Source organism: uncultured Roseobacter sp. (assembly GCF_947495275.1).
Taxonomy (GTDB): domain Bacteria; phylum Pseudomonadota; class Alphaproteobacteria; order Rhodobacterales; family Rhodobacteraceae; genus Roseobacter.
The window spans coordinates 155,036-178,503 of record NZ_CANLYL010000008.1 but is presented as its reverse complement, the minus strand read 5'-3'; the positions used below and the strand labels follow the sequence as shown (position 1 = coordinate 178,503).

Annotated in this window: 20 protein-coding genes and 1 tRNA gene; 5 read left to right on the top strand and 16 right to left on the bottom strand. The window is 58.6% G+C overall.

The features are described 5' to 3' along the window. Window positions 1-868 precede the first annotated feature (868 nt). The 4 genes from Q0802_RS15795 to Q0802_RS15780 all read right to left on the bottom strand — a co-directional run bounded on the left by Q0802_RS15795 (window position 869) and on the right by Q0802_RS15780 (window position 4,339). Entirely contained in the window at window positions 869-1,714 is an 846-nt protein-coding gene (locus Q0802_RS15795) for an enoyl-CoA hydratase/isomerase family protein (protein WP_298919990.1), read from the bottom strand. A gap of 70 nt (window positions 1,715-1,784) precedes the next feature. Then, window positions 1,785-2,573 carry an SDR family NAD(P)-dependent oxidoreductase gene (locus Q0802_RS15790; RefSeq protein ID WP_298919988.1) on the bottom strand — a complete coding sequence of 263 codons (789 nt, stop codon included), beginning with the start codon at window positions 2,571-2,573 and terminating at the stop codon, window positions 1,785-1,787. Between the two features lies 1 nt (window position 2,574). Further along, window positions 2,575-3,552, bottom strand: a complete 978-nt coding sequence (locus Q0802_RS15785) for an LLM class oxidoreductase (RefSeq protein ID WP_298919986.1) — start codon at window positions 3,550-3,552, stop codon at window positions 2,575-2,577. A gap of 10 nt (window positions 3,553-3,562) precedes the next feature. After that, window positions 3,563-4,339 (bottom strand): CmcJ/NvfI family oxidoreductase, encoded by a 777-nt coding sequence (locus Q0802_RS15780; protein WP_298919983.1) that lies wholly within the window; start codon window positions 4,337-4,339, stop codon window positions 3,563-3,565. 113 nt (window positions 4,340-4,452) lie between these two features. On the opposite strand from Q0802_RS15780, the gene Q0802_RS15775 reads away from it, so the two are divergent. The 4 genes from Q0802_RS15775 (at window position 4,453) to Q0802_RS15760 (ending at window position 9,930) form a co-directional block, all read left to right on the top strand. Then, entirely contained in the window at window positions 4,453-5,358 is a 906-nt protein-coding gene (locus Q0802_RS15775; protein WP_298919981.1) for a LysR family transcriptional regulator, read from the top strand. A gap of 196 nt (window positions 5,359-5,554) precedes the next feature. After that, window positions 5,555-5,628, top strand: a tRNA-Gly gene (locus tag Q0802_RS15770). 396 nt (window positions 5,629-6,024) lie between these two features. Continuing rightward, window positions 6,025-7,836, top strand: a complete 1,812-nt coding sequence (locus tag Q0802_RS15765) for an ABC transporter transmembrane domain-containing protein (RefSeq protein ID WP_298919979.1) — start codon at window positions 6,025-6,027, stop codon at window positions 7,834-7,836. A 198-nt stretch (window positions 7,837-8,034) separates the two neighbouring features. Continuing rightward, window positions 8,035-9,930, top strand: coding sequence for an acyl-CoA synthetase (locus Q0802_RS15760; protein WP_298919977.1), 1,896 nt, complete (start codon window positions 8,035-8,037; stop codon window positions 9,928-9,930). Here Q0802_RS15760 and Q0802_RS15755 read toward each other — a convergent pair whose 3' ends face one another. Then, complete coding sequence (locus Q0802_RS15755; protein ID WP_298919974.1) at window positions 9,931-10,767, bottom strand: alkaline phosphatase family protein; 837 nt, start codon at window positions 10,765-10,767, stop codon at window positions 9,931-9,933. Between the two features lie 200 nt (window positions 10,768-10,967). Next, window positions 10,968-11,573, bottom strand: a complete 606-nt coding sequence (locus Q0802_RS15750) for a PAS domain-containing protein (protein WP_298919972.1) — start codon at window positions 11,571-11,573, stop codon at window positions 10,968-10,970. A 233-nt stretch (window positions 11,574-11,806) separates the two neighbouring features. Between Q0802_RS15750 and Q0802_RS15745 the strand changes: the two genes are divergently transcribed. Beyond that, window positions 11,807-12,298 carry a hypothetical protein gene (locus Q0802_RS15745; protein WP_298919970.1) on the top strand — a complete coding sequence of 164 codons (492 nt, stop codon included), beginning with the start codon at window positions 11,807-11,809 and terminating at the stop codon, window positions 12,296-12,298. Window positions 12,299-12,312: 14 nt separating this feature from the next. On the opposite strand, the gene Q0802_RS15740 is transcribed toward Q0802_RS15745, so the two are convergent. The 10 genes from Q0802_RS15740 to Q0802_RS15695 all read right to left on the bottom strand — a co-directional run bounded on the left by Q0802_RS15740 (window position 12,313) and on the right by Q0802_RS15695 (window position 23,427). Further along, complete coding sequence (locus Q0802_RS15740) at window positions 12,313-13,950, bottom strand: ABC transporter ATP-binding protein (protein WP_298919968.1); 1,638 nt, start codon at window positions 13,948-13,950, stop codon at window positions 12,313-12,315. After that, a complete protein-coding gene (locus Q0802_RS15735; protein WP_298919966.1) occupies window positions 13,947-14,759 on the bottom strand; it encodes an ABC transporter permease in 813 nt (270 codons plus the stop codon). The genes Q0802_RS15740 and Q0802_RS15735 overlap by 4 nt, the downstream gene beginning before the upstream one ends. Next, on the bottom strand, window positions 14,756-15,775 hold the full coding sequence (locus Q0802_RS15730) for an ABC transporter permease (protein WP_298919964.1): 1,020 nt from the start codon (window positions 15,773-15,775) through the stop codon (window positions 14,756-14,758). The genes Q0802_RS15735 and Q0802_RS15730 overlap by 4 nt, the downstream gene beginning before the upstream one ends. A gap of 15 nt (window positions 15,776-15,790) precedes the next feature. Next, entirely contained in the window at window positions 15,791-17,383 is a 1,593-nt protein-coding gene (locus Q0802_RS15725; protein WP_298919963.1) for an ABC transporter substrate-binding protein, read from the bottom strand. 114 nt (window positions 17,384-17,497) lie between these two features. Then, window positions 17,498-19,489 (bottom strand): CocE/NonD family hydrolase, encoded by a 1,992-nt coding sequence (locus Q0802_RS15720; RefSeq protein ID WP_298919960.1) that lies wholly within the window; start codon window positions 19,487-19,489, stop codon window positions 17,498-17,500. Between the two features lie 43 nt (window positions 19,490-19,532). Next, a complete protein-coding gene (locus Q0802_RS15715) occupies window positions 19,533-20,642 on the bottom strand; it encodes a DUF4147 domain-containing protein (protein WP_298919958.1) in 1,110 nt (369 codons plus the stop codon). Between the two features lie 16 nt (window positions 20,643-20,658). Beyond that, complete coding sequence (gene dtd, locus Q0802_RS15710) at window positions 20,659-21,105, bottom strand: D-aminoacyl-tRNA deacylase (protein ID WP_298919956.1); 447 nt, start codon at window positions 21,103-21,105, stop codon at window positions 20,659-20,661. Next, window positions 21,102-21,773 carry a nitroreductase gene (locus Q0802_RS15705; RefSeq protein ID WP_298919954.1) on the bottom strand — a complete coding sequence of 224 codons (672 nt, stop codon included), beginning with the start codon at window positions 21,771-21,773 and terminating at the stop codon, window positions 21,102-21,104. The genes dtd and Q0802_RS15705 overlap by 4 nt, the downstream gene beginning before the upstream one ends. Beyond that, the gene (locus Q0802_RS15700) at window positions 21,770-22,876 is read right to left on the bottom strand and encodes a primosomal protein N' (replication factor Y) - superfamily II helicase (protein ID WP_298919952.1); all 1,107 of its coding nucleotides are present in this window, start codon (window positions 22,874-22,876) and stop codon (window positions 21,770-21,772) included. Before Q0802_RS15700 ends, Q0802_RS15705 begins: the two co-directional genes overlap by 4 nt. A 17-nt stretch (window positions 22,877-22,893) precedes the next feature. Next, window positions 22,894-23,427, bottom strand: coding sequence for a cytochrome b/b6 domain-containing protein (locus Q0802_RS15695; RefSeq protein ID WP_298919950.1), 534 nt, complete (start codon window positions 23,425-23,427; stop codon window positions 22,894-22,896). Window positions 23,428-23,468 lie beyond the last annotated feature (41 nt).

Sequence of the window (23,468 nt, the reverse complement as noted above, 5' to 3'; positions counted from 1 at the left end):
GGGCATATGTATCTCCATCAAATGCCGAACGCTAACTCACCATCTCATGGTTCCACAACTGAAAAGTATGCTGAGGGGATACACCCCAGAAAGGATAACATAAGGAAAAATGATGAAACTGGGAAATGTGATGAATACGGCTTGGTCGGGCATGCAAAACAATCGCAAAAATCGGGTACGCAGATGGGCATAGGGGAATTTGAACGGCGGATCGTCGAGGTCTTTTAACGCGAAGGTCTTGGATATGAAGGGCCGACTACGCTGCAGGTCGGAGAAGTGGAGGACGCCTACAAGCATGTGGCGGCGGATGATTTGTCGTTCTCCCAGACAGTGAGCCTACTCCTGAAGGCAAGCAAAGCTCGGGTCGACAGATGATGATGGTGCAGCCCTGCGATGATTTGGGTCCTTCCCATGCCGCGACTGCACGCCGGTAATTCGCCCCGCGTTGCAGAGAAAACTTGGCGCTCAGCAGCACTTCCGGATTGGGTTGTGGTTGCTATTTTCTTGTCTGCGAAAAGATAACAGGGGTGGTCGCCGTTCCCATTTGCCAGATTTCGTTTCATTTGCTTGTTTAATCGACTGGCTACAAACGGTCGTTGACGGCTCAATTTTCGAGCTCGCTCAAAAGTTTAGCGCCAGTGCAGCAAACATCTGCCACAACTTTCAGCGGTCAAGGCCTGCAACGCGGACAAAACGTCATTACGCTGCTCAAGCACCAGTGTGAGGTATCGCGTGACGCGGTTGACACAGGACAACGCGGCTAAGCACTTTCGTGCAGTTTCAAGCCGACCGCCCGATCACAGTCATGGAGCCAATGATTGGCCGCCCCGAGGTGAAGGGCGGCCAGCTCTTTTTTGGCGCAATCCGATCAGGTAATTTCCTGCACCTGCATCACCAGTTCACCCCATTTGCGCTGGTTTTCGATATCATGCTCCAACCCTTGCTCATCCGCGATGGTGAACCGTTTGACGGCGGGCGTTTTGCTGGTGGCCTGATAGAGCCAGTAGGCTTCGGCCTTCAGCGCGTCGGCGATGGGCTGGTCGATGGACTCGTAGACCATCTGCTTGCACGCATTGATCGAAGCGGCAGGGAATCTGGCGATGCGTTTCGCCAGCGCATCCACATATGGGCCAATCTCATCGGGTTCCAGTGCCTTATTGATCGTGCCCATGCGTTCAGCATCATCGGCGTCGTAATCCTGCGCGCTCAGGATGATCTCAAGCGCACGGCCCAGACCTGTCTGCCGCGCCATGCGAGAGGCGCCGCCGCCGCAGGGTAGGATGCCCATGCCAACCTCCATCTGCATGAATTTGAACTTGCCGCGCGCGGCAAAGCGCATGTCGAGCGCCAGCGCCAATTCGTGGCCGCCCCCACGCGCAAACCCCTCGAGCTTGGCGATGGTTGCTTGCGGCACCTTGCTGATCCGCTCGCACACCGCTTGCAGGTCCAGAAGTTGCGCCTCATCGCGCGACACCGTCTCTGTCGACATGTCCTTGAGCAGCTCAGTGTCGTAGTGGCAAACCCATATCTCGGGGTTGGCTGATTGAAAAATGACCACTTTGGTCTCGTGATCCCGCTCCAGCCGCATAGCCAGGCTGTTGAGATCGGCCAACATTTCCTGGCCCTGCACGTTCACGGATCCGAAATCGAACGTCACCGTGGCAACGGCGCCGTCGATACTCACGTCAAAAGTCTGAAAGTTCTCATATTTCATTAGGCAGTCCTCTCTTGGGCCCCGTCATCGGGGATGCGAAGCTGTTGGGGTTGGTCAGGGCTGGTTTGAGTTAGCTGTTGGCGCGCACGAAGCTTTGGATGGTACCCATCACCTCGGCTGCATGGGACGCGTTCAGGGCCGCGGAATGAGGGTCGGCAAAAGCGCCGCTGTCATTGTCGAAATAGGCACCTGACTTGTCAGCAAACCGCGCACCCAGTGCGGCATCAATCAGGATATCCGCGCCGACGCTCAGGTCATTTCCCGCAACGCCAAAGCCCTCTTTCACCATCTTGGAAGCGAGCAGCGAGCCCGGATTTACCGCCACCATCACGGGGCCATCAGGCAGATGTTTTGCCCACTCGCGTGTCCAGATAGTGATGGCCAGCTTGCTTTGCGCATAGGCGTCCATGTCCGTCATCGCCAGATTGCCCTGCATCGCCGCTACGTTCACCGGTGCCTGCGCCGCTGACGACAGGTTCACGACCCGGCCCTCTTGCGGGATAACTGGCAGCAGCAGCTCTGTCAGCAGATACGGCGCGTAGGTGTTGACGACAAAGCGGATGTCCTGCCCGTTCTCCAGCACGGGCTGCGGTGTTTTCAACACGCCCGCATTGTTGATCAGGACGTCGAGCCTGTCGTGTTTGGCGCGCAACTCTGTTGCCAGGGTCTTTACCGCGGCCATATCAGACAGGTCGGCACAATAAGTCTCTACCGCACCTTCGATTTCCACAGCCGCTGTCTCCAGCTTGGTCACACTGCGCCCGTGTATCAGAACGCGATGCCCATCGGCCGCCAGTTTCTGGGCTGTCAGCAGCCCGATGCCGTCAGTCGAGCCTGTAATGAGAATGGTTTTGGTCATGTCATTGATCCTTTGAGGAAAAGTCAGTCAGCAGCGCATCGGCCAGCCGTTTGAGAGTTGTGCCCACAGGCGCGCTGTTGAAGCGCAGGTTCAGGGCGACGTGGTTCACGCCCAGCGTTTCGATCTCGGTCAGATAGCGTCGCAGAAAGTCGGTCCCGGACTGAAAGCCCAGATGTATGGGGCGTGCGGGCGCATCCGCTTGATCCAGCAGATCGACATAGAGCGATTGCATCACCGGCTTGTCCGGCTGCCCGGATGCCACCAGCCGCGCACGGTATTCGGCGATCACACGCCCCTGCGATGCGGCCTCCCGCGGATAGGTCATCCAACCATCGCCGTTCCCGGCCACCCAATCCGGCGTTTGCTGACTGCCGCCCGTGATCAGCAGCGGCAGGCGCGCGCCCACCGGTTTCGGCAGCATATCGATCTGACCAGACAGGCTGCCTTGCGTCCCCTCATGGCGTGGATACGCCAACCCAACCGCACGGATATAGTCCACGCTCTCACGGAACCGCGCGCCGCGATCCGGATAGCTCCGCGCCATCGCCGGATACTCCTCTGGCCGGTCACCGGACGCTACCCCCATCAACAGCCGCCCGCCCGACAACACATCCACTGTCGCCGCCGCCTTGGCCACATGGGCCGGGTGGCGCAGCGGCAAGATGATGCTCGACGTGCCAAGAGCGATATGCTCGGTCACAGCGCCCAAGGTGCCCAGATAGACAAACGGATCGAACATCTGGCCGGGATCGCCAAAGCTGGGCACATTGAAGGGCACATCCCGCAGCCACAGCGACGCAAATCCCAGGCTCTCCGCCAGTTGCGCCATCGCGATATGATCGCGCATTGTGGGTTCTGCACCAACCGCATAGGCCTCGAGCGGCAGGACAAGCCCGATACTCAACCGCCCGGGTCGGAACACAGCATTGTAGGCCACATTGATTTTGGCAAATGCAGCGGTGTCTGAATGATTCAGCATCATGGCCTCCTCAATACCGTACCAGCGTCCGGCTCTCGATGCTTTTCCGGATCGTCGTGATGCCCGGGTCTTCGACCATATCGAGCGCGCTGTGTGCGATAGAGGGCAGACCGCGATTATCGTAGATGTTGAAGAAGGCAACCTCATCCGGGGTCATCTTTGACTGATACAGCCAGTCATGCCCGGGGTTCCCTGCCAGCCCCATGATCTGCCCTTTGCGGTCCGGATAGATCAGGTCGAGCAGGATCCAGTCCGCCGGATCCACACTCGACGGGCGGACAAAACCCAGCGGCGCGCTGTTGATCGGTGCCTCGACCGGCCGCCACACATTGACGAACGCGTAATGCCCATCGCTCCACTCCGCTGCCTTTGCGGTCCCCAGCAAATCGATCAGCCGTTGGTGCGCGCCATCGACGCTGTAATCGCTGTGTACATTGCGCGCGGGTTTGCGCGTGGCCTCCGGATCATCCACCCGCACGGTGTGGTCAAAGATCACGACTTCGCGTGCGCCCAGCCGCTCGGTCAGCAAGGCTGACAATTCGGCGTCATATACCTCTTGCCAGCCGTCACCGGAAAACGTGCCAACCGCACTCGGCAGGGTCGCAAACTCCACCGCATCCTCGGCAAACCGAACAGGCCGCGCCGCCCGGCGCACATCGCTCAGCCGGACCTCGGTCGGGGCAAGCTCGGGCGAGATCAGGTTGCCGGCGATGCCGCCTGCATCCAGTTCAAACGCCTGCCGCGTCTTCTTGTGAACGTGGTAATTGACTGTTGCGGTCTGTGCCATCTCAGCAGCTTCCTCTGGATCTGTTCGTCTGTTGAGGAAGATATGGCTTGTAGTTTTCGCGGAATAAATGGCGTATTTACGCATTCATAATTCGTGAAATGGATATAATTGGCATGGATACCGACGGATTACGCCTCTTTGTGCTCGCTGCCGAGGCATTGAACATCAGCGCGGCGGGGCGACGTCTGGGCATGGCCCCGGCGGTGGCGAGCGCGAAACTGGCCAAGCTTGAACACAATGTGGGCGCTGACCTGCTGCACCGTACAACGCGCAAGGTGTCGTTGTCGGTGGAGGGGGCTGACTTTCTGCCCTTCGCCCGTGAGATGATCGCACAGGAGGATGCAGCGCTGGCCGCTTTGGGCAAGGGCGCGGCGCATGTCAGCGGTACGCTGCGCTTTGCGGCACCCAGCACCTTTGCCCAGCTTTACATCGCGCCGATCCTGCCGAAATTTCTGGATGCGCACCCTGAACTGACGCTGGATCTGCGCCTGTCGGACCTGCAGTTCGACCTGATCGAGGGCAGCTATGATCTCGCCCTGCGCAACGCGCCTCTGCTTGATACCAGCCTCAAGGGGCGCAAGCTGGCTGATGATACGCGCATCCTTTGCGCCAGCCCGGATTATCTCGCCGAACACGGCACGCCTGAAGAGCCGGAGGACCTGACACGCCACAGTCTGATCGCCTTCCGTGACCGCCGCCCGCGCGCTATGAAAAACAGTCAGGGTACTGTTGCCATGTTCGACCCGGAAGCGGCGCGCAGCCAGTTAATCATGGATGACGGGTTAAGCCAGAAGCGTGCAACCCTCGCTGGAGCGGGCATCTCGCTGAACGGACTCTGGAGCGTCCATGACGCGCTGACCTCGGGCCAACTCACCCGCGTTTTGCCCGGCTACGAGGCGGCGGAGGAAAACGTGTTGTGGCTGATCTATCCCAAATCTAACGTGCTGTCGCCCAAGGTGCGGGTGTTCATGGACTTCCTCATCGCCGAGATCGGAAAAAACCCGCCTTGGAAGCACTAGGCGATTGATGAACATGAGTACTTGATGGCCCGCGCAGCCTTGTTCGAAGTGGGTTCATTATTGACCGTTGCGGCATCGTCCATTGATGACGGTAACTGTGACGGAAGTGCCCCAAGCTCAGTCCAAAGAGCGAGAGACATTGTTCTAACTAGACTTGACGCTCATTTAGCGATGAAATAGTACCTCATTCTACTGGGCGGGCGTTGTGTAGTGGTAAGACCTTAGCCTTCCAAGCTAATGACGCGGGTTCGATTCCCGCCGCCCGCTCCAGAAAATCATTTCCGACACATTGCCTGCAAAAAACAAGATGCAACTTTGGCATGTCTTTGATAATATAAGTTTTTTAAGACTATGCGCTCGTGCCTTCCAAGCGAGTGACACGGGTTCGATTCTGGCCGCCCGCTCCAAATCCAATACCCCCTCAGAAAACTATATGACGTCGAAATTATTAGGTGCTTTAAAAATGAGCTTTGCTTTTCCCAAAATATCGCTCGTGGGCATCTGAACATTAGAGTAAGTGGGGCGCAAACTTCCTGATTGGCGTGATGGGCCAGCGCGAACTCACATCGCAATTTTTTGACAACTTCAGACGTCGTCCGGACCCGGGATGCCTTGACCATAGGCGCTCTGCCCGCCATGACAGGGCAAGATTACGAAGGATTACCCATGGCTGCTTCAAAGCCTCCCGGACCGGTTGCGCCCGGTAAATCGGATGAGCGCGCAAAATCACGTCGCCTTGGAGCGTTAGGCGCATTGGTTCCTTTTCTGATGCCTTACCGTGGCCTGATGTTTGCAGCGATCGCCGCACTTGTGTCCACGGCCATGATATCTTTGGCTCTGCCACTGGCCGTACGCCGGGTCGTCGATAATTTTGACACCGAAAATGCCCATATTCTGGATCAATACTTTGCCGCAGCGCTCGGGATTGCCGGGCTGCTCGCGATTGGGACCGGCCTGCGCTATGCGCTGGTGACGCGTCTCGGTGAGCGTGTCGTCGCGGATATCCGCAAGGCGGTATTTGACCGCGTGATCGGCATGAGCCCGTCTTTTTTCGAGCAGGTGATGACCGGCGAGGTCTTGAGCCGCATCACCACCGATACAACGCTGATCCTGTCGGTCATCGGGTCGTCGATATCCATCGCTTTGCGCAACTTGCTGATCTTCATCGGTGGCTTGATTTTGATGCTGCTGACGTCGGCTAAGCTGACCGGTCTGGTGCTATTGATTGTGCCTGCCGTGATAGTGCCGATACTGGTTTTGGGGCGACGTTTGCGTGCGCTGAGCCGTGAAAATCAGGACTGGATAGCGGCTTCGTCCGGGAATGCCTCCGAGACCCTGAGTGCTGTACAGACCGTGCAGGCCTATACCCACGAGAGCTCCAGCAAAGAGCAGTTTTCAAAGGTCACAGAGCTTTCCTATGATGCCGCGCGGCGCCGTGTTTTTACCCGGGCGATCATGACGGTGATCGTGATCTTCCTTGTTTTTGCGGGTATCGTCGGGGTGCTGTGGATTGGCGCACGGGATGTACGCGCGGGTGACATGACCCAGGGGGCTTTGGTCCAATTTGTTATCTATTCGGTCATGGTTGCCGGCGGCGTGGCGGCGCTATCCGAAATTTGGGGCGAACTGCAACGAGCTGCGGGCGCAACTGAACGTCTGGTCGAGCTTTTGCAGACCAGTGACAGTGTCCAGGATCCGGAAGCTGCTGAGATGCTTCCCCAGCCCGTCACAGGCCGCATCACGTTTGAAGACGTGACATTCGCCTATCCGGCGCGCCCCAAAACCAAAGCGTTGGATGGAGTCAGCCTCGCCATTGAGCCAGGCGAAACCGTCGCATTTGTGGGCCCGTCCGGGGCTGGTAAAACAACGGTCATCCAGATGATCCTGAGGTTTTACGATCCGAACGCCGGCAGGATTACACTTGATGGGATGGATTTAAGTGATTTGCGTCGGGACGATTTTCGCAAGGCGATCGCCTTGGTGCCGCAAGATCCGGTGATCTTTGCCGCTTCGGCGCTTGATAATATCCGATTTGGACGGCCGGAGGCTTCGGACGAAGAGGCCCAAGCGGCCGCAAAAGCGGCGGCAGCGCATGATTTCATCTCAGCCCTTCCCGACGGGTATGACGCGTATCTGGGTGAGCGCGGCGTGATGCTTTCTGGTGGGCAAAAGCAACGCATTGCAATTGCTCGGGCCATTTTGCGGGATGCACCCGTCCTTTTGCTAGATGAGGCCACCAGTGCCCTGGATGCTGAAAGCGAACGCGCAGTACAGTCTGCTGTGGACACGCTCAGCGAAGGGCGCACAACGCTGATCGTGGCGCATCGCCTTGCCACGGTGAAGAAGGCCGATCGCATCGTGGTGATGGATCAGGGGCGGATCGTCGCCAGTGGTCGACATGATACGCTGGTGGCCGAAGACGGGCTTTACGCACGTTTGGCCAGGTTGCAATTTACCGACGGCATTGCGGCTGAGTAACTCTTCAAAGGACCGGTGTTACGGATGGTATCGTGACCCGCTCGCGGGCGGACAGTTTGTGCCCTCACGTCATTTAATCTTACGCAGCGTCGGGGAAATCCAGACGCCAGTCGGAAACCTTGCACAAAATCTGGTTTAGCCTCATCCTCTCTGCCACATATAACAAGCCCGATGACGGGTGGTTCTGGGAGGAATTGAATGACATTTGCCGGTATCGACGATCGTAATGCGATTGAAGCTGAAATGCCTTGGGCGGATCGTCCATTACCCAAAACGCTCTACGGTTTGCTGAGCGAGACGGCAGGCAAATTTCCGAACCATAACGCCGTCAGCTACCAGATTTTTTCCGGACCGACAGACAAGGCGGAGACGCTCACCTGGTCGGCACTCAAAGATCAGGTGACCCAGGCCGCCAACCTCTTTCGCTCTTTGGGCATCGGCAAGGACGACGTGGTTGCCTATATCCTTCCCAATGCCAACGAAACGGTGCTGACGTTGCTGGGCGGTGCTGTTGCGGGAATCGTAAATCCGATCAACCCGCTTCTGGACGCCGAACAGATCGGCTCCATCCTGCGTGAAACCAATGCCAAGGTGGTTGTGACACTTCGGCCTTTCCCGAAAACGGATGTCGCTGATAAAACCGCCGAAGCAGTGGCCCTTGCGCCGAACGTCAAAACTGTCCTCGAAGTGGATTTGCTGCGGTATCTGACCCCGCCGAAATCCTGGATCGTGCCGTTGATCCGGCCGAAACGGACCGTACATAACCATGCGACCTATCTGAACCTGCGCGCAGAATTGGCGAAGCAGCCAACATCGCTTGCGTTTGAAGACGTGCAGGAAGACCGCGTTGCATGCTATTTCCACACCGGGGGCACCACCGGTATGCCCAAGGTCGCGCAGCATCGCTATTCCGGGTTGATCTACAACGGCTGGATCGGGACGGAGCTGCTCTTTTCCGAAGAAGACAACATCATCTGCCCTTTGCCGCTTTTTCACGTTTTTGCCTGTCATGTGATCCTGATGGCGGCGGTCACATCCGGGGCACATGTGGTTTTCCCGACCCCACAGGGTTACCGGGGCGAAGGGGTGATGGACAATTTCTGGAAACTGGTGGAACGGTGGAAAATTACCTTTATCATTACCGTTCCGACCGCCATATCCGCCAAGATGCAGCGGCCCATTGATGCGGATGTGAGCACGGTCAAGACGGCCTTTTCAGGCTCCGCGCCCTTGCCGCTGGAACTGTTCCGGCGGTTTGAAAAGGCCACAGGCGTGACGCTTGTCGAAGGTTACGGGCTGACAGAAGCCACCTGTCTGGTGTCCTGCAACCCGGTTGATGGCGAGAAGAAAGTCGGCAGTATCGGCGTGCCGTTCCCCTATTGCACGGTCAAGATTTACAAGGGCACACCCGATGGTCCAATCGAGGCAGATGTCGATGAGATCGGCGAGATTTGTGTCTCGAACCCCGGCGTCTATGTGGACAACACCTATACCGAGGTCGAGAAAAACAAGGACCTCTATTTCGGCGACTACCTGCGCACTGGTGATCTGGGCCGGGTGGATCCCGACGGGTATTTGTGGATCACGGGCCGGGCAAAAGATCTGATCATTCGTGGCGGCCATAACATTGACCCGGCAGAAATCGAAGAAGCGTTGCTGCACCATGAAGCGGTCGCTTTCGCCGGTGCCATCGGGCAGCCGGATGCCCATTCCGGCGAAGTTCCTTGCGCGTTTGTCGAACTGGTCGACGGAGCCACGGTTTCGGAGGAAGAACTGCTGGCTTTCTGCAAGGAACATGTGCATGAGCGGGCTGCCCAGCCCAAGCACATGACCATTATGCCGGAATTGCCCAAGACGGCTGTGGGCAAGATCTTCAAACCTGATCTGCGCAAAATGGCCATCACGCGAATTTATAACGCGGCGCTTGAGAAGGCGGGCGTTTCGGCGCGCGTTACCTCCGTTGTGGACGACAAGAAGCGCGGACTTGTGGCGCAGATTGATCCCAATGGGGCGAGTGAGGAGGCTATCTCAGGAGCCTTGAGTGCTTTCGTGCGCCCGTGGGAGTTGGCCAATTCAGCGGTTGCTGCCGAATAATCAGGTCAGAAAGATCGGCGCTTTCATCGTGTCCGCAATCGGTGCGCCCAGACGCGACAGGATGGTGGGCGCAAGCTGCAACTGGTCGATGACATCGTCCTTGCCCGGACCTTTTGCCGGACCAAAATAATAAAGGGCTGCCTCCTGTTGCAGGGGATCGCGCCCGCCGTGATGCCCGCGCGCGTCCTGCCCGTGATCCGCCGTGACGATCACTTCGTAGCCCGCCTCTCGCCAGCGTGTGAGGAAAGGGGCCAGCATTTCGTCCATCACGAAACAGGCATGATCCATTTCCTGACAGTCATGGAAAAACCGGTGCCCCATGCTGTCCAGCGTGCAGGTGTGCAGCATGCCATAGGTAAGATCATGGACCTCGCAAAGCCGCGTCAATGTGGCGAAGAGATCGGTATCGGACGGTGTCATCTGATTGATCAGCCCGTAGCCTGTCATCGTATGAAAACGCCCGTGATTGATCGTGTCGCTGGCAGGTTCGTCATATTCAATATCGCGAACCAGATCGAAGGGCGCGCGGTTGAAAAACTCCGACCAGAAGGAATGGGCAACGGCCCCTGTCACGCCACCGGCCGCGCGCACCTGGGTGAACACATCCTTGTGCTTCAGGCGGTGTACGTCATGGTTGCCCGTGCACCCGTGCTCCGCAGGTGCAACGCCCGTATGAATAGAGGCGTAGCAACTGGCAGATGTCGACGGCAACACCGAGCGGAGTTTCCAGACCCGCGCATCACCACTGTCGACCCAGCCTTCAAGATTGCCAAAAAGCCGCCGCCAATTGCGCCAGGGCACGCCGTCGAGGATAATGAGAAGAAGTTTGTTACCCATGCGCCACCTCCTGAGGTCTTGCGCATCTGAACGTAGCTGACGTTCGTGCGCAACGACGAAACCGACCTGCGGCGGTGCAATCGCGAAACAGCATCGGCACTTTCACCCTATGTGCTGGACTTACCTGCCTGATCGCTTTGTCTTTTCGGGTTTTGGGCGGCAGGGAGCTAGCGCTTCCTTCGGGCCGTGCTAAAGGTCACTCAGAGCGAGGTGTTCTTTTGGCGTAATTGATGGCAGGCCCGCTCGACCAGCTTGTTCTGGACCTTGGTGAAGGCCGCCTCAAACCTCATCAATATCATGTCGAGCCGCAAGATATCCAGTTCCGACACTTGCCGTGGGCCGAGGGCAACACCGTAACGAACCTGCCGGAAAGCGTGATCGATGCTGGCTGCGCTGTTGGCGCGCGCGCGCCAGCCTTCGCTGGAACTATAGGCGAAATGGCAGCCCATCAGAAACTCTCTTTGGCCGTGAATTCTGATCGGTCGTATCGCTAGCAGATTCAAGAAAGGCGATCCGTCGTGGCGATAATTGAGCAGACAACAAACGTCGCCTTCTCGACCCTTCAGCGACATCCCAAGGTCAGAGGCAACAGTGACATCGGTTTCCGGTCCCTGAAGGAAGCGGGCGTTCCGGCCAACGATTTCCAAGGCGTCCCACTTCGTCATTTTTTCGAATGCAGCGTTCACATAGAACAACGGCAGGTCGTGTTCATCAGGATCAGCGATGCTTATGGGGGTGGGAATCGCGTTACAAACCTCGACGATGGATCGCGGCAAAACTTCCGAAGCTATTGATTCGTAGTGCATATTTGTTTAGTTCAGTTGAGTTTGTTAGCAGATTTTTAACGAAATAGAACTATCGGGCCGGCGATCAACTCAAGTGTGACTGCGAGAGTGCATCAATGTCCAGTTCGGATTATGCGTGCAGGTTTGGCGATCACGACGTGTTGACGGGAATGTGAGATGTCCGATCATCAAAAGAAATTGCAGCATATATGTGTGACGGGGCAGAGTTAACGGGCTCACCCGACGGAGGCATCATGACTAAATCCCGTAAGAATCGTGGCAAAATATCCAAGAAACCCGCCAAAACCGCACCGCCGCCGACGCGAAGAGACGTGTTCAAACTTGTGCGCAATGGTGCGATTGGCGCGACCCTTGTCGGCGGAGGAGGTTATCTGGCATTCGGGTCTTTTCAGGCCTACGCCGCCGAGCATGATTTGACGAGGATAGGGCAGGGTAAGCCGGTCGTTGTGCAAATTCACGACCCGCAGTGCCCCACATGCACGGCTTTGCAGAAGCAAACCAGAAAAGCCTTCAAACAATTCGGTGAATGCGATCTTGTTTATCTGATCGCCGATATCACCACGCCGGACGGGCGCGCCTTTGCGGTACGTCATGGCGTCGGCAACGTGACCTTGTTGCTATTCGATGGCGGCGGCGCGCTTCACCGGACCGTGCAGGGACTACACGATAGCGACGAACTGGATGCCATATTCAAAGCACACCATGGTGCAGTGACGCGGTCTTAGCGGGCACCTTTAGTTCAGTTCCCTGCGCTTTCCATTTTGCGGTTCGCAATCACATCTTCCAGCCACCCCAGCTTCATTTCCGGCACGGAACTGAGCAGAAGGTCTGTGTAGTCGTCGAAAGGCGGGGCCAGTACTTGCGATTTCGGTCCATAGCGCACGACCTCTCCCTGGAACATCACCGCGATGCTATCGGCAATGGCGCGCACCGTGGCCAGATCATGTGTGATGAAGAGATAAGCCACATCCTCGATCTTTTGCAGATTGAGCAGAAGTTTGAGAATGCCATCCGCCACCAGCGGATCGAGCGCCGACGTGACCTCATCACAGATGATCAGCTTGGGTTTGGCCGCCAGGGCGCGCGCGATGCAAACGCGTTGTTTCTGACCGCCGGACAGTTCCGCCGGGTAGCGATCCTGAAACCCCTCGCCCAATTCGATCTCGTCGAGCAGTTCCTGAATGCGTTTCTGCTTTTCCGCCCCCTTGAGGCCGAAATAGAACTCCAGCGGGCGCCCGATGATGGTGCCGACGGTTTGACGCGGGTTCATCGCCGTATCCGCCATCTGGTAGATCATCTGCAATTCGCGCAGGTCATCCAGCGGACGCGTGGGCAGGTCGGGCGTCAGGGTTCTGCCGTCAAAGGTGATCGTCCCATTTGACGGAGGCAGCAGGCCGGTTATCACCCGTGCAAGCGTCGATTTGCCGGAGCCGGATTCGCCCACAACCGCCAATGTCTGACCGGGGTGCAGCTCCACGTTGATGTTTTTCAGAACGTCGAAATCAGTGCCTTTGTAGCGCGCCGTGACATTCTCCACCCGCAGCACCGGGTTGTCGGTCGGCTGCTTTTCCTCGTGATCGATGGACCGGACAGAGACCAGCGCCTTGGTATAGTCTTCCTTGGGCGCATTGATGATCTGATCAGTGGTGCCATATTCGACGGTTGCGCCTTGTTGCAGGACCATGATGTGATCGCTGACTTGGGCGACCACCGCGAGGTCATGGGTGATGTAGAGGGCGGCAACACCGGTATCGCGGATGGCCTCCTTGATCGCGGCCAGAACGTCGATCTGTGTGGTCACATCCAGCGCCGTTGTGGGCTCATCAAAGACCACCAGATCAGGTTGCGGGCAAAGTGCCAGTGCGGTCATACAGCGCTGAAGCTGCCCTCCGGAGACCTGATGCGGGTAGCGGCTGCCGATGTTTTCCGGATCAGGCAGGCCCAGCTTGCGGAATAGCTCGACAGCGCGGTCTTCGGCTTCTTTCTTGGAGAATTTGTTTTGGAAGATCGCCGCTTCGGTCACCTGCTCCATGATCTGTTTGGCCGGGTTGAAAGAGGCGGCGGCGGATTGCGAGACATAGGTCACCTCCGCCCCGCGCAACCGGCGCACGTCACGCATGCCGGAAGACAGAACGTCACGCCCGTTGACCTCGACCGTGCCGCCGGTGATCTCGACGCCCCCCCGGCCATAGGCCATGGACGCCAGCCCAATGGTGGACTTACCCGCACCGGATTCGCCGATCAGACCCAGAACCTTTCCCGGGGCCAGATCGAAATCGACACCATGCACGATCTCAATATCGCGGGATTTTTCGCCGGGGGGAAAGATGGTCGCCCCGATCTTGAGCCCGCGGACTTTGAGCAAAACGTCGGTCATCCGCGACCTCCTTTCAGCGAGGTGGTCCTGTTCAGCACCCAGTCCGCCACAAGGTTGATCGAGATGCAAAGCACCGCGATGGCATATGCCGGGTAGAGCGCTGCGGAGACACCGTAGTTGATGCCTTCCTTGTTCTCCTTCACGATACCGCCCCAGTCCGCTTGTGGCGGTTGCACGCCAAGACCGAGGAAGGACAGGGTGGAGACAAAGAGAACCGCAAAGATGAACCGCAGACCCATTTCCGCCACCAACGGTGACAGGGCGTTGGGCAGTGTTTCGCGGAAAATGATCCAGCCGATTTTTTCACCCCGCAGGCGCGCAGCTTCAACGTAATCCATGACGGTGATGTCCACGGCCACAGCACGTGCCAGACGATACACCCGCGTGGAATCCAGCAGGCCCATCAAGACGATCAGGATGGTGATGGTTGTGGGCATGACCGACAGAACCACCAGCGCAAAGATCAGCGAGGGGATCGACATGATCAGATCGACAAAACGCGAAATGGCCTGATCCACCCATCCGCCCGAAACGGCAGCGAAGAACCCCAGCACCGAACCGGTGATGAAGCTGAGCGCTGTCGCGGCGGTGGCGATGAAGATGGTTGTTTGCCCGCCATAGATCATGCGGCTGAGCAGGTCGCGTCCGATGCTGTCAGTGCCCAGCAGGAACTGATCAGAGGGCGCTTCCCAGACGTCGCCGACGACTTCGGCCATGCCGTAAGGGGCGATAAAAGGGGCAAATATGGCCACTGCAAAGAAGAGACCGGTGAAGAAAAGGCCGATGAGGGCTGCGAGAGGTATTCTCATTTTGGATGCCTCAATCTTGGATTTGCCAGGATCGACACGATGTCCGCGACGAGGTTCAGACCGATGTAGACGGCCGCAAAGATCAGACCGCAGGCCTGCACCACGGGGATGTCCCGTTTGGCCACGTGATCCACAAGGTATTGCCCCATGCCCGGATAGGCAAAGACCACCTCGACCACCACAACGCCGACCACCAGATAGGCGAGGTTGATCATCACCACATTGACGATGGGCGCGATGGCATTGGGAAAGGCGTGCTTGCGGATGATCTTGAGCATGCCGAGGCCCTTGAGTTCCGCCGTTTCAATGTAGGCCGATTGCATCACGTTCAGGATGGCGGCACGGGTCATGCGCATCATATGAGCCAGCACCACAAGCGTCAGCACCATGATGGGCAGGGTGATGGATTTGATCTTTTCGATCAGGGTCATGCTGTCGTTCATCAACGCGACAGAAGAAAAGCGTAGGTTCGACAGCATCCAGTTGCGCGCGCCGTCAGACAGGAATTCCATCCCGTTGATCAGTTGCGGCAGTTGGATGGACAGGAAGAAGATCAGCACGTAGCCGATCATGAATTCCGGAATGGAAATGGTGGTCAGCGTGACGGCTGAAATCACCTTGTCGGGCCAGCGGTCCTTGTAGCGGACGGCCAGAAGGCCCAGCGTGATCGCCAATGGCACCGCGATAACGGCGGCCCAGAAGGCGAGGAATAGCGTGTTGGAAAGACGCGTGCCCAGGCTTTCGGCAATATCGCGCCCGTTGGTCAGCGCCGTGCCAAGATCGCCCTGCATCACACCGCCCAGCCAGGAGAAATACCGGCTGACCGCAGGTTCATTCAGGCCCAACTCCCGGCGCAGGTTCTCCAGCGCTTCAGGGGTTGCAGATTGTCCGAGGATTTGTTGTGCCACGTCGCCTGGAAGGATCGACGTCCCTGCAAAGATCAGGATTGAGGCGGCGAAGAGCAACAGGAGGCCCAACGCTAAGCGTTGGGCGACCAGTTTGATGATGGGATGCATCTGCTGACCCGCTCTTTACGCGTTGATCCAGCATTTGATCGGCGCTTTGTTGTTCATCAAAGGCCCGTTTGGATCGTCTTCGTAGCCTCCGACGTTGTTGGCGACAGCGCCCACGAAATCGTTGAACATGGGCAGGATCAGGCCACCTTCATCGCGCAGCATCCGGCCCATTTTGGAGTAGATTTCCTTGCGCTTGGCCTCGTCGATCTCTGCACGTGCGGCCAGCAGCATTTCGTCAAATTCCGGCACTTTGAAACGCGTGTCGTTCCAGTCCGCTGTTGACAGATACGCTGTGGAATACATCTGGTCCTGAACCGGGCGACCGCCCCAGTAAGACGCACAGAACGGCTGGACGTTCCACACTTCGGACCAGTAACCATCGTTGGGCTCACGCTTGATTTCCAGAGGAATACCAGCGGCTTGCGCCGATTGCTGGAAGAGCGCCGCTGCGTCAACCGCGCCGGGGAAGGCGCCATCCGCAGTACGCAGGATGATGGGCGATCCGTCGTGACCGGACTTCTTGTAATGCTCAGCCGCTTTTTCCAGCGAGAATTCCCGCTGTGGGATCGTGTCGTCAAAGAGCGGGTAGCCGCCATTGATCGGCATGTCGTTTCCGACCGTACCGTAGCCGCGCAGGATCTTATCGACCAACTCCTCGCGGTTGATCGCGTATTTCAGCGCTAGCCGCAGGTCGTTGTTGTCAAAAGGTGCGGTGTCGACATGCATGATGAAGACATAGTGCCCGCGACCGGCCACGGATTTGACCGCCAGATTCGGTGCGCGGTCCAGCAGGCCAGCAACCTTGGGGTCAACGCGGTTGATCATGTGAACCTGACCGGATTGCAGGGCGGCGGTGCGCGCCGTTGCATCATTTAGAACGATCTGTTCAGAGAATTCAGCGTGTCCGCGGTTCTCGGAATCCCAGTAATCGTCGCGGCGTTTGAAACCGTGGCGCACACCGGGTTCGTCGAATTCGATGGTGTAGGGGCCTGTGCCGATGCCTGCACCGGGATCATCCATGCCGCCGCCGGGCTGGATCATCAGGTGATAATCCGACATCAGGTAAGGCAGGTCAGCGTTGCCCGCTGCCAGTTCGACCACGAAGTTGTCACCGTCCACGGACATGTTCTCGATGCCGCGCATGATGCCCAGAGCACCTGACTGGCTATCCTCGTTAGAGTGGCGCTGCATGGTTTTCAGCACGTCGTCCGGCGTCATGTCCTTGCCGTTGGAGAACGGAATCCCCTTGCGGATTTTGAAGACCCACTTTTTCGCGTCGGCAGAGCCTTCCACGCTTTCGGCCATGCGGTATTCGATGCTGCCATCAGCACCCACATCCACCAGCGTTTCGCCCCAATGACGCAGATTATAGAGCGGCACTTCGGAAGCGGTCAGCGCGGGGTCTTGCGTGTTCGTGCTTTCACCACCGGAGCACCCGATTTTCATGGTGCCGCCCTTGACGGGACCTTCGGCTTTGGCCGCCGTGGCCAGCATGGAATTGGCAACGGCTGCCGTGACGCCCAAAGCGGCCGCGCGACCGACAAATTCACGGCGTGTCATCAGGCCTTTCGCCACACGGGTCGACAGATGCTTGAGTTGATCGTTCATTGATTTCTCCCAGTTGAAGTGTGCGTCTTATGCGCATTTTTTCGTTTATGCCGCAGGCTTGCGCATTTCAGGTCAGGCCGCAAGGCTTTTTAAGCACATTCCATAGGGCCAGTTTCAAACGTGATCCCGGGCGATCTGGTCTGAATGATCGCGCTCGTAGATCAGCGTGTCGTTCTCATAGGCCTCAAGGCGCGCGCTCAGGTAGAAGTTACTGGCGTCCGACCACATCAGGCAGGTCGTTTCTGTGCGCAGTTTGATCCCCTCGCGCTCCAACTCGTCCGTCCAGTGACAATCACCCCTGGCAGAGAGCGGGTTATCGGGCTGAATTGTCCATCGCTCACGTGCAATTGATCCTGAGATCAGCCCGTGATCGGCGTCGCGCACCTTTCCGAAATCGTCCTCGATGACCAGGCTGACCAGCCCTGTGACCATATTTACATGGCGGTAACGGTTATTCGACGCCTCTCGCAGCGTTTCAACTTCCCAAGGGTCCGCAGCAACGGGGGGCTGAAAGCGATATTCGTCCTGGCGCGTTGTGCGCCGCACCGGTAACTGCAATTCGCCGCGATCCAGGGTGAGGGTTCCGGCGACGGGTGCCGGCCAGATCAAGGGCCAGTAACTGTTGGAGATTGAAACCCGCAGGCGATGCCCCTGGGGCACACGATAGGCGATCTGATCGAGCATCACCTCGACCTCGTAAGGCGCGCCGGGCTCAAGCGGCGACGGCTGCGCCGGGCCATCGCGGTGCGACAGATTCAAGACACCATAGGTGATCCGTGTCGTCGCCCCATCGGGATGCACATGACTAAGACGCACGGCGATTTGTGCCTGCGGCTGATCAGAGGCCAGACGCAGCACCACTCTTGCGGCACCGAGAATATCCGTGTCGTGATCCAGGGGGCCAGTATCGAAGCAGGCAGACATTGCATCATCGCCACGTTGATCTCCGGGCATTTCCGGGCCTAGCCAAATGGCGCAGTATTCACCACTTTCTGCGCCGCAGTCTTGCGGTGAGGCAACCTTGGCGTCCAGTTTTCCCGGCGTATCGGACAGCCCCTGATCCGTCAGATGCAATGTCCGGTGCGGGATGTGAGAGGTCGCGCCATCCGCCTCGACGATCCAGCGCCCGGGGCGTTCAGTGTACCAGCGCGCCGGGCGTGCACCATCCATCAAATAGGCGCGGTAGTCGGGGTCATCCTCTACACCTGAGTTTTCCCCCTTCAACCAGTGATCCCACCAGCGCAGCGCTTCCTGCAGGAACCCGATGCGCGGTTCAGGCACGGCAAAATGTGGGTATTTATGCACCCAGGGGCCAACGATCCCTTTGGCGCCGGGCAGCGCCTCGACCAGCTTCGGCACCGCGTTCTTGTAGGCGTCGCCCCAGCCACCGATGGCCAGCACCTTGGCCTTGATCGCGCTATAATCTTCGCAGACAGACCCGTGCTGCCAATAGGCATCGCGGTGCTGGTGCCGCAGCCAGACCGACGGCAGGAAGGGTTCGTTTTCCAGACGTTGCAACCAAAGATCACGCCAGTTGTCGCGCAGTGCAGGATCGGGCGCGCGGCTGGAATAGGACCACATGGTCGCCCCCCACCCAAGGTTTTCGTTGAGCAGGCAGCCCCCTTTGTAATGGATGTCATCGGCATATCTGTCCACGGTCGAGCACAGGGTGATGACCGCCTTGAGCGGCTCGGGTGCCAATGCTGCGACCTGCAATCCGTTGAAACCACCCCAGCTAATGCCCATCATCCCGACGTTGCCGTTGCACCACTTGGCGGCGGCAAGCTGCGTGATCACCTCCACCGCGTCGGATAATTCCTGCGGCGTGTACTCGTCTTCCATCAGACCTTCGCTGTCGCCATTGCCGCGCATGTCCACGCGCACGCAGGCGTACCCGCGTTCCGCAAACCAGGGAAGGGTGAGTGCATCGCGCGCTGTGGTCCCATCGCGTTTGCGGTAGGGCAGGTATTCCAGAATGACGGGAACCGGGTGCGCTTCTGCGTCCCTTGGGCGCCAGATGCGCGCCGACAGGCGGCACCCGTCGCTGAGGGTGATCCCGAAATCTGGGTCTTCTTCGATGTCGCGGAGAGTATTGCCTGTGCTCATGAACGGCACGTTTGCGCCGCCCGAAGATTCTGTCAAGCGGGCGTCAGGATTTCAGGGCAATCACCAGATCCATTACATTGGTGCCGGTGGGACCGGTCTTGAGCAATGCTCCCCGGGCCTCCAGCCAAGTGCCTGCGTCGGCGCGAGCAAGCGCTTCTTCTCCTGATGCATCCCAAATCTGCCCGTCGACGATGGCTCCCGCCGCATCGGTTGGTCCATCTGTACCGTCGGTACCGGCAACAAGGATGCGTATGTCGTTTCGCCCTGCGATTTCGCGGGCCAGCAGCAGCGCAAGGGCCTGATTGCGCCCGCCGCGGCCCGGATTTTCGGGCAACACCACAGTGGGTTCGCCGCCAAATACATGTACGCCCGGCGCACCATCGCGCAATATTGCACCAAGACGCGGGGCAAGCGTATGGATGTCGTCATAAAGGGTCTCATCGTTTGTCTGTACCGGCACACCTTGCGTTCTACTGGCGTCGGCCACAGCGGCGCGGGCGATGGCGTTGCTTGCGACAATCTGCGGGGAGAAGGCGAAAGGCACCTCCGCTGCCGCATCGCCAATGCCAGAGCCGATCACGGCAAGGCTGTCTCCTTCCACGTCAGAAATCGCCAGGGTTGTGACCTGCGCGCCTTTGAACCCGGCCAGCAGTTTACCCCCCTTGATGCGGCTCATTTGCTTGCGCGCGCTGTTCATCGCGTGAATGTCGGCTCCGGATGCCAGCAATTGCTCTGCACGCTCTTTCAGCCCGGCAAGGTCCAGTCCCTCGCTCGGGTCTTCCGCCAAGGCAGAGGCCCCGCCCGATACCAGCAGCAGCAGATGGCTGCCCTTGCCCATGGTGCGGACAACCTCGCCAATCCGCGCACCGGCGCGCAGGCTGTTGTCGTCAAGCACCGGGTGTGCGGCCTCGATGACCTCGGCACTGGCGGGCGCGCCGTCGGCATGGTCGTATTTGGTAACAATCAAAAGCGGGGTGTCCGGGAAACGAGCATGGGCGGCTAGGGCCATGGCGGTCGCCGCCTTGCCGACCGCGATGATCTGGTGCGGCGTCTGGATGGGCGTGCGTTCAAGCGCTTTGGCAACGGCTGCATCACCCCGCACCGCAGCCACGCCCGTTTGGAACAGCGCTTTCAGAAAGTGTTTGGTCTGCATTGACGGGCCTTCCAGATCAGGGGTTTTGCGTATCGAGCCAGAGTGTCACGGGCCCGTCGTTTGTCAGGGAGACGGACATATCGGCCCCGAATTGTCCGGTCTCTATGGGGAGGTCCAGAGCGCGCAGCGCATCGGCGAAATGCAGGTAAAGCGCTTTGGCGATGTCGGGTTTGGCCGCACCGGAAAACCCCGGCCTGTTGCCGCGCGATGTATCGGCGGCGAGGGTAAACTGGCTGACCACAAGTGCGGCGCCACCGGTCTGAAGCAGGCTGAGGTTCATCTTGCCCGCATCGTCCTTGAAAAGCCGCAGTTTGCCGATCTTGGCGGCTAGAGCTTTCGCTGTGTTTTCAGTATCTCCGGGCATCGCGCAGACAAGGATCAACAGCCCCGGACCGATTTGCCCGATGGTCGCATTGTCAACGGTCACGGATGCTTGGGCTACACGTTGGATCAGGGCTCTCATGCTTGCCACTCCAGTATGTCCGACAGGTCCGCACGTTCGGTGCGGAAACTGTTTGCGGGGTGATTGTGGTCGCCATAGCCGAAGGAGATTGCGCATAGGATCAGGCGATCCTGGGGCATCGCGAAATGCGCTCGCACGCAATCGGCATAGGAGGCAACCGCCGCCTGCGCGATGCTGTCAACGTTCAGAGCTTTCGCCGCCAGCATGAAGGCCGTCACAAAGCCGCCTGTGTCCATGGCACCATAGGCGGCCAGCGCCCGTGGACTGGAAATGATCGCCACATGCGGTGCGTCGAAGAGGGAAAAGTTCCGCATCATTTGCGCGCCGGAGGCCGCGCGGTCGCCTTTGGCCACGCCCACGGCATCATAGAGTTGCCATCCACAGGTCCTGCGTCTTTCACCATACACACCGGGGTATGCGTCAGGCCCTGCAAGGTCAAGTTTCGGCGCGGCTGTCTGAACGGCCTCTTGCAAGGCCACGCGAAACCGGTCGGTGGCGTCAGGTCTGGTGACGGTAACCTGCCAGGGCTGCGCATTGCACCACGATGGCACATGGCGCGCGGTCGCGACAATTTGCGCGATGGTGTCATCGGGCACGGGATCGGGAAGAAAGGCCCGGCAGGAAAATCTCTCCTGCAAGAGACCGGTGAGTGTGGAAATCCGGCTCATTGGTTCAGCGCCATGCCATAGCCCACAGCAGCCGCGATCAACAGGCCGACGATCACCGCAACGGTTATTTTCACCGTGGAATAGGGCCGTTCCCCCTGTACCTTGCCTGTCGTGCCGTTGACCACAAACCGGAACGTCCGGCCGCGATATTTGTAGGCGGCAAGCCAGACCGGCAGTAGGATGTGCTTGAACGTTACGTCCCGCACGTCAGTATCCACACGGTGGATGCGCTGGCGATCGCCGCCGATGTCGAAGCGAATGTCGCGCGCAATTACGCGGTCCATGATCTGGCGCGCTTCCACAAAGCCGTCCTTGAGGGGCACGGCATAGCCTTCTGCGCGAAATCCGGCGAGGTATTCCGGCGCGTAGGGTTCCAGCCCGCTTAAATCCCAGGGCTCCAACCCATCGGTATAGGTTTTGGGCAGCGAGGTTGACGCCAGAACAACGACATCATCGAAGAACCGCGCAACACGGCCTCGTTTTGACCGCCACCGGACCTTTGGCACGCGCACACGCTGCGTCTTGCCATTGTGCATCACTGTGTGGGTTTCGAAATAGACCGTGCCCCGCTCGCCGGAATAGGCGGATTTGGTATCTGCATCGAAGGTCCAGTAGGGCACGTAGATGCCCTGCATGCGCCGCCCCTTGCGGGCGTATTCTTTCAGCCCGTTGGGCGCGAACCACAGCCCGCCCAGCCAGTTTGTCATGGCGTTGCGCGCCGATGCCTCATCCAGCGCAAAGGGCAGAACCGCACGCGGTTTGATATGTCGGTGCTTGCCAGTGTCCGTCACAACAGGCGTGGCGCAGAACGGGCATTCGGTGGCGTGAATATCGGGATCAAATGCGACTTCGGCGGCGCAGTTGGGGCATTTGGAAACGCGCGTTTCCTCCATCTCCATGCTGGGCAACTGCTGGGACAGGGCCTGATCGTAGGACATTTCCCTGATGGCCGCGGCACGCCAGGGTCCGGCATCCATCGGCTCCAGATTGCCGCAGTGATCGCAGGTCAACTGGCGACCGGCCGGGTCAAACCGCATATCCCCGCCGCAGTTATCGCAGGGAAAATGGTGATCCGCTTGGGTGGTTTCGGCGTTTTCGGTCATGATCTACAGATGGAGGTTCACAGGTATTTGTGAAGAAGACGGGGAAGCATGATCCGCAGGGCGTTGTCGCGCAGGTGCAGATGCCGCCAGATGTGAAAAAGCGCGTGGCAGCCGACCAGAAAGGACAGCAGATAAAACTCGACGGAATGAATTTGTCCTACCAGATCGTTGGCACGTGGCAACCCGAGCGGCGGCGCGATGGGCACGATCCCACCCGCCCAGAGCAAAACAGTCGAGGTCAACCCCAGCAGAAAGCCGGTGATGGCTACGCCAAAGAGCCCCCAGATCAAGGTCAGATGCATGATCCGGTGAAATCTTCGAAGTGGACCTGAAAGTTTCGGGCCGGGACGGCTGGCCAGACCACGCCGCAGGTAATCCGCTGTCCAGAGCAAAGCCAGTGTCACGAAGATCAGCCCCAGAACGGAATGAAACATGAATGCCGCGTCGCCAAAGGGGCGAATGTCGTGGGGTTGCACCACCGTGAACCAGATCACCAGCGGAACCAAGCGCCAGTGCAGCCATTTGAGATAGGTGCGTCGCTGGATTTTCATCGGCCATCTCCTGCAAACTCAGGGCTCCTTTCAGATACGGG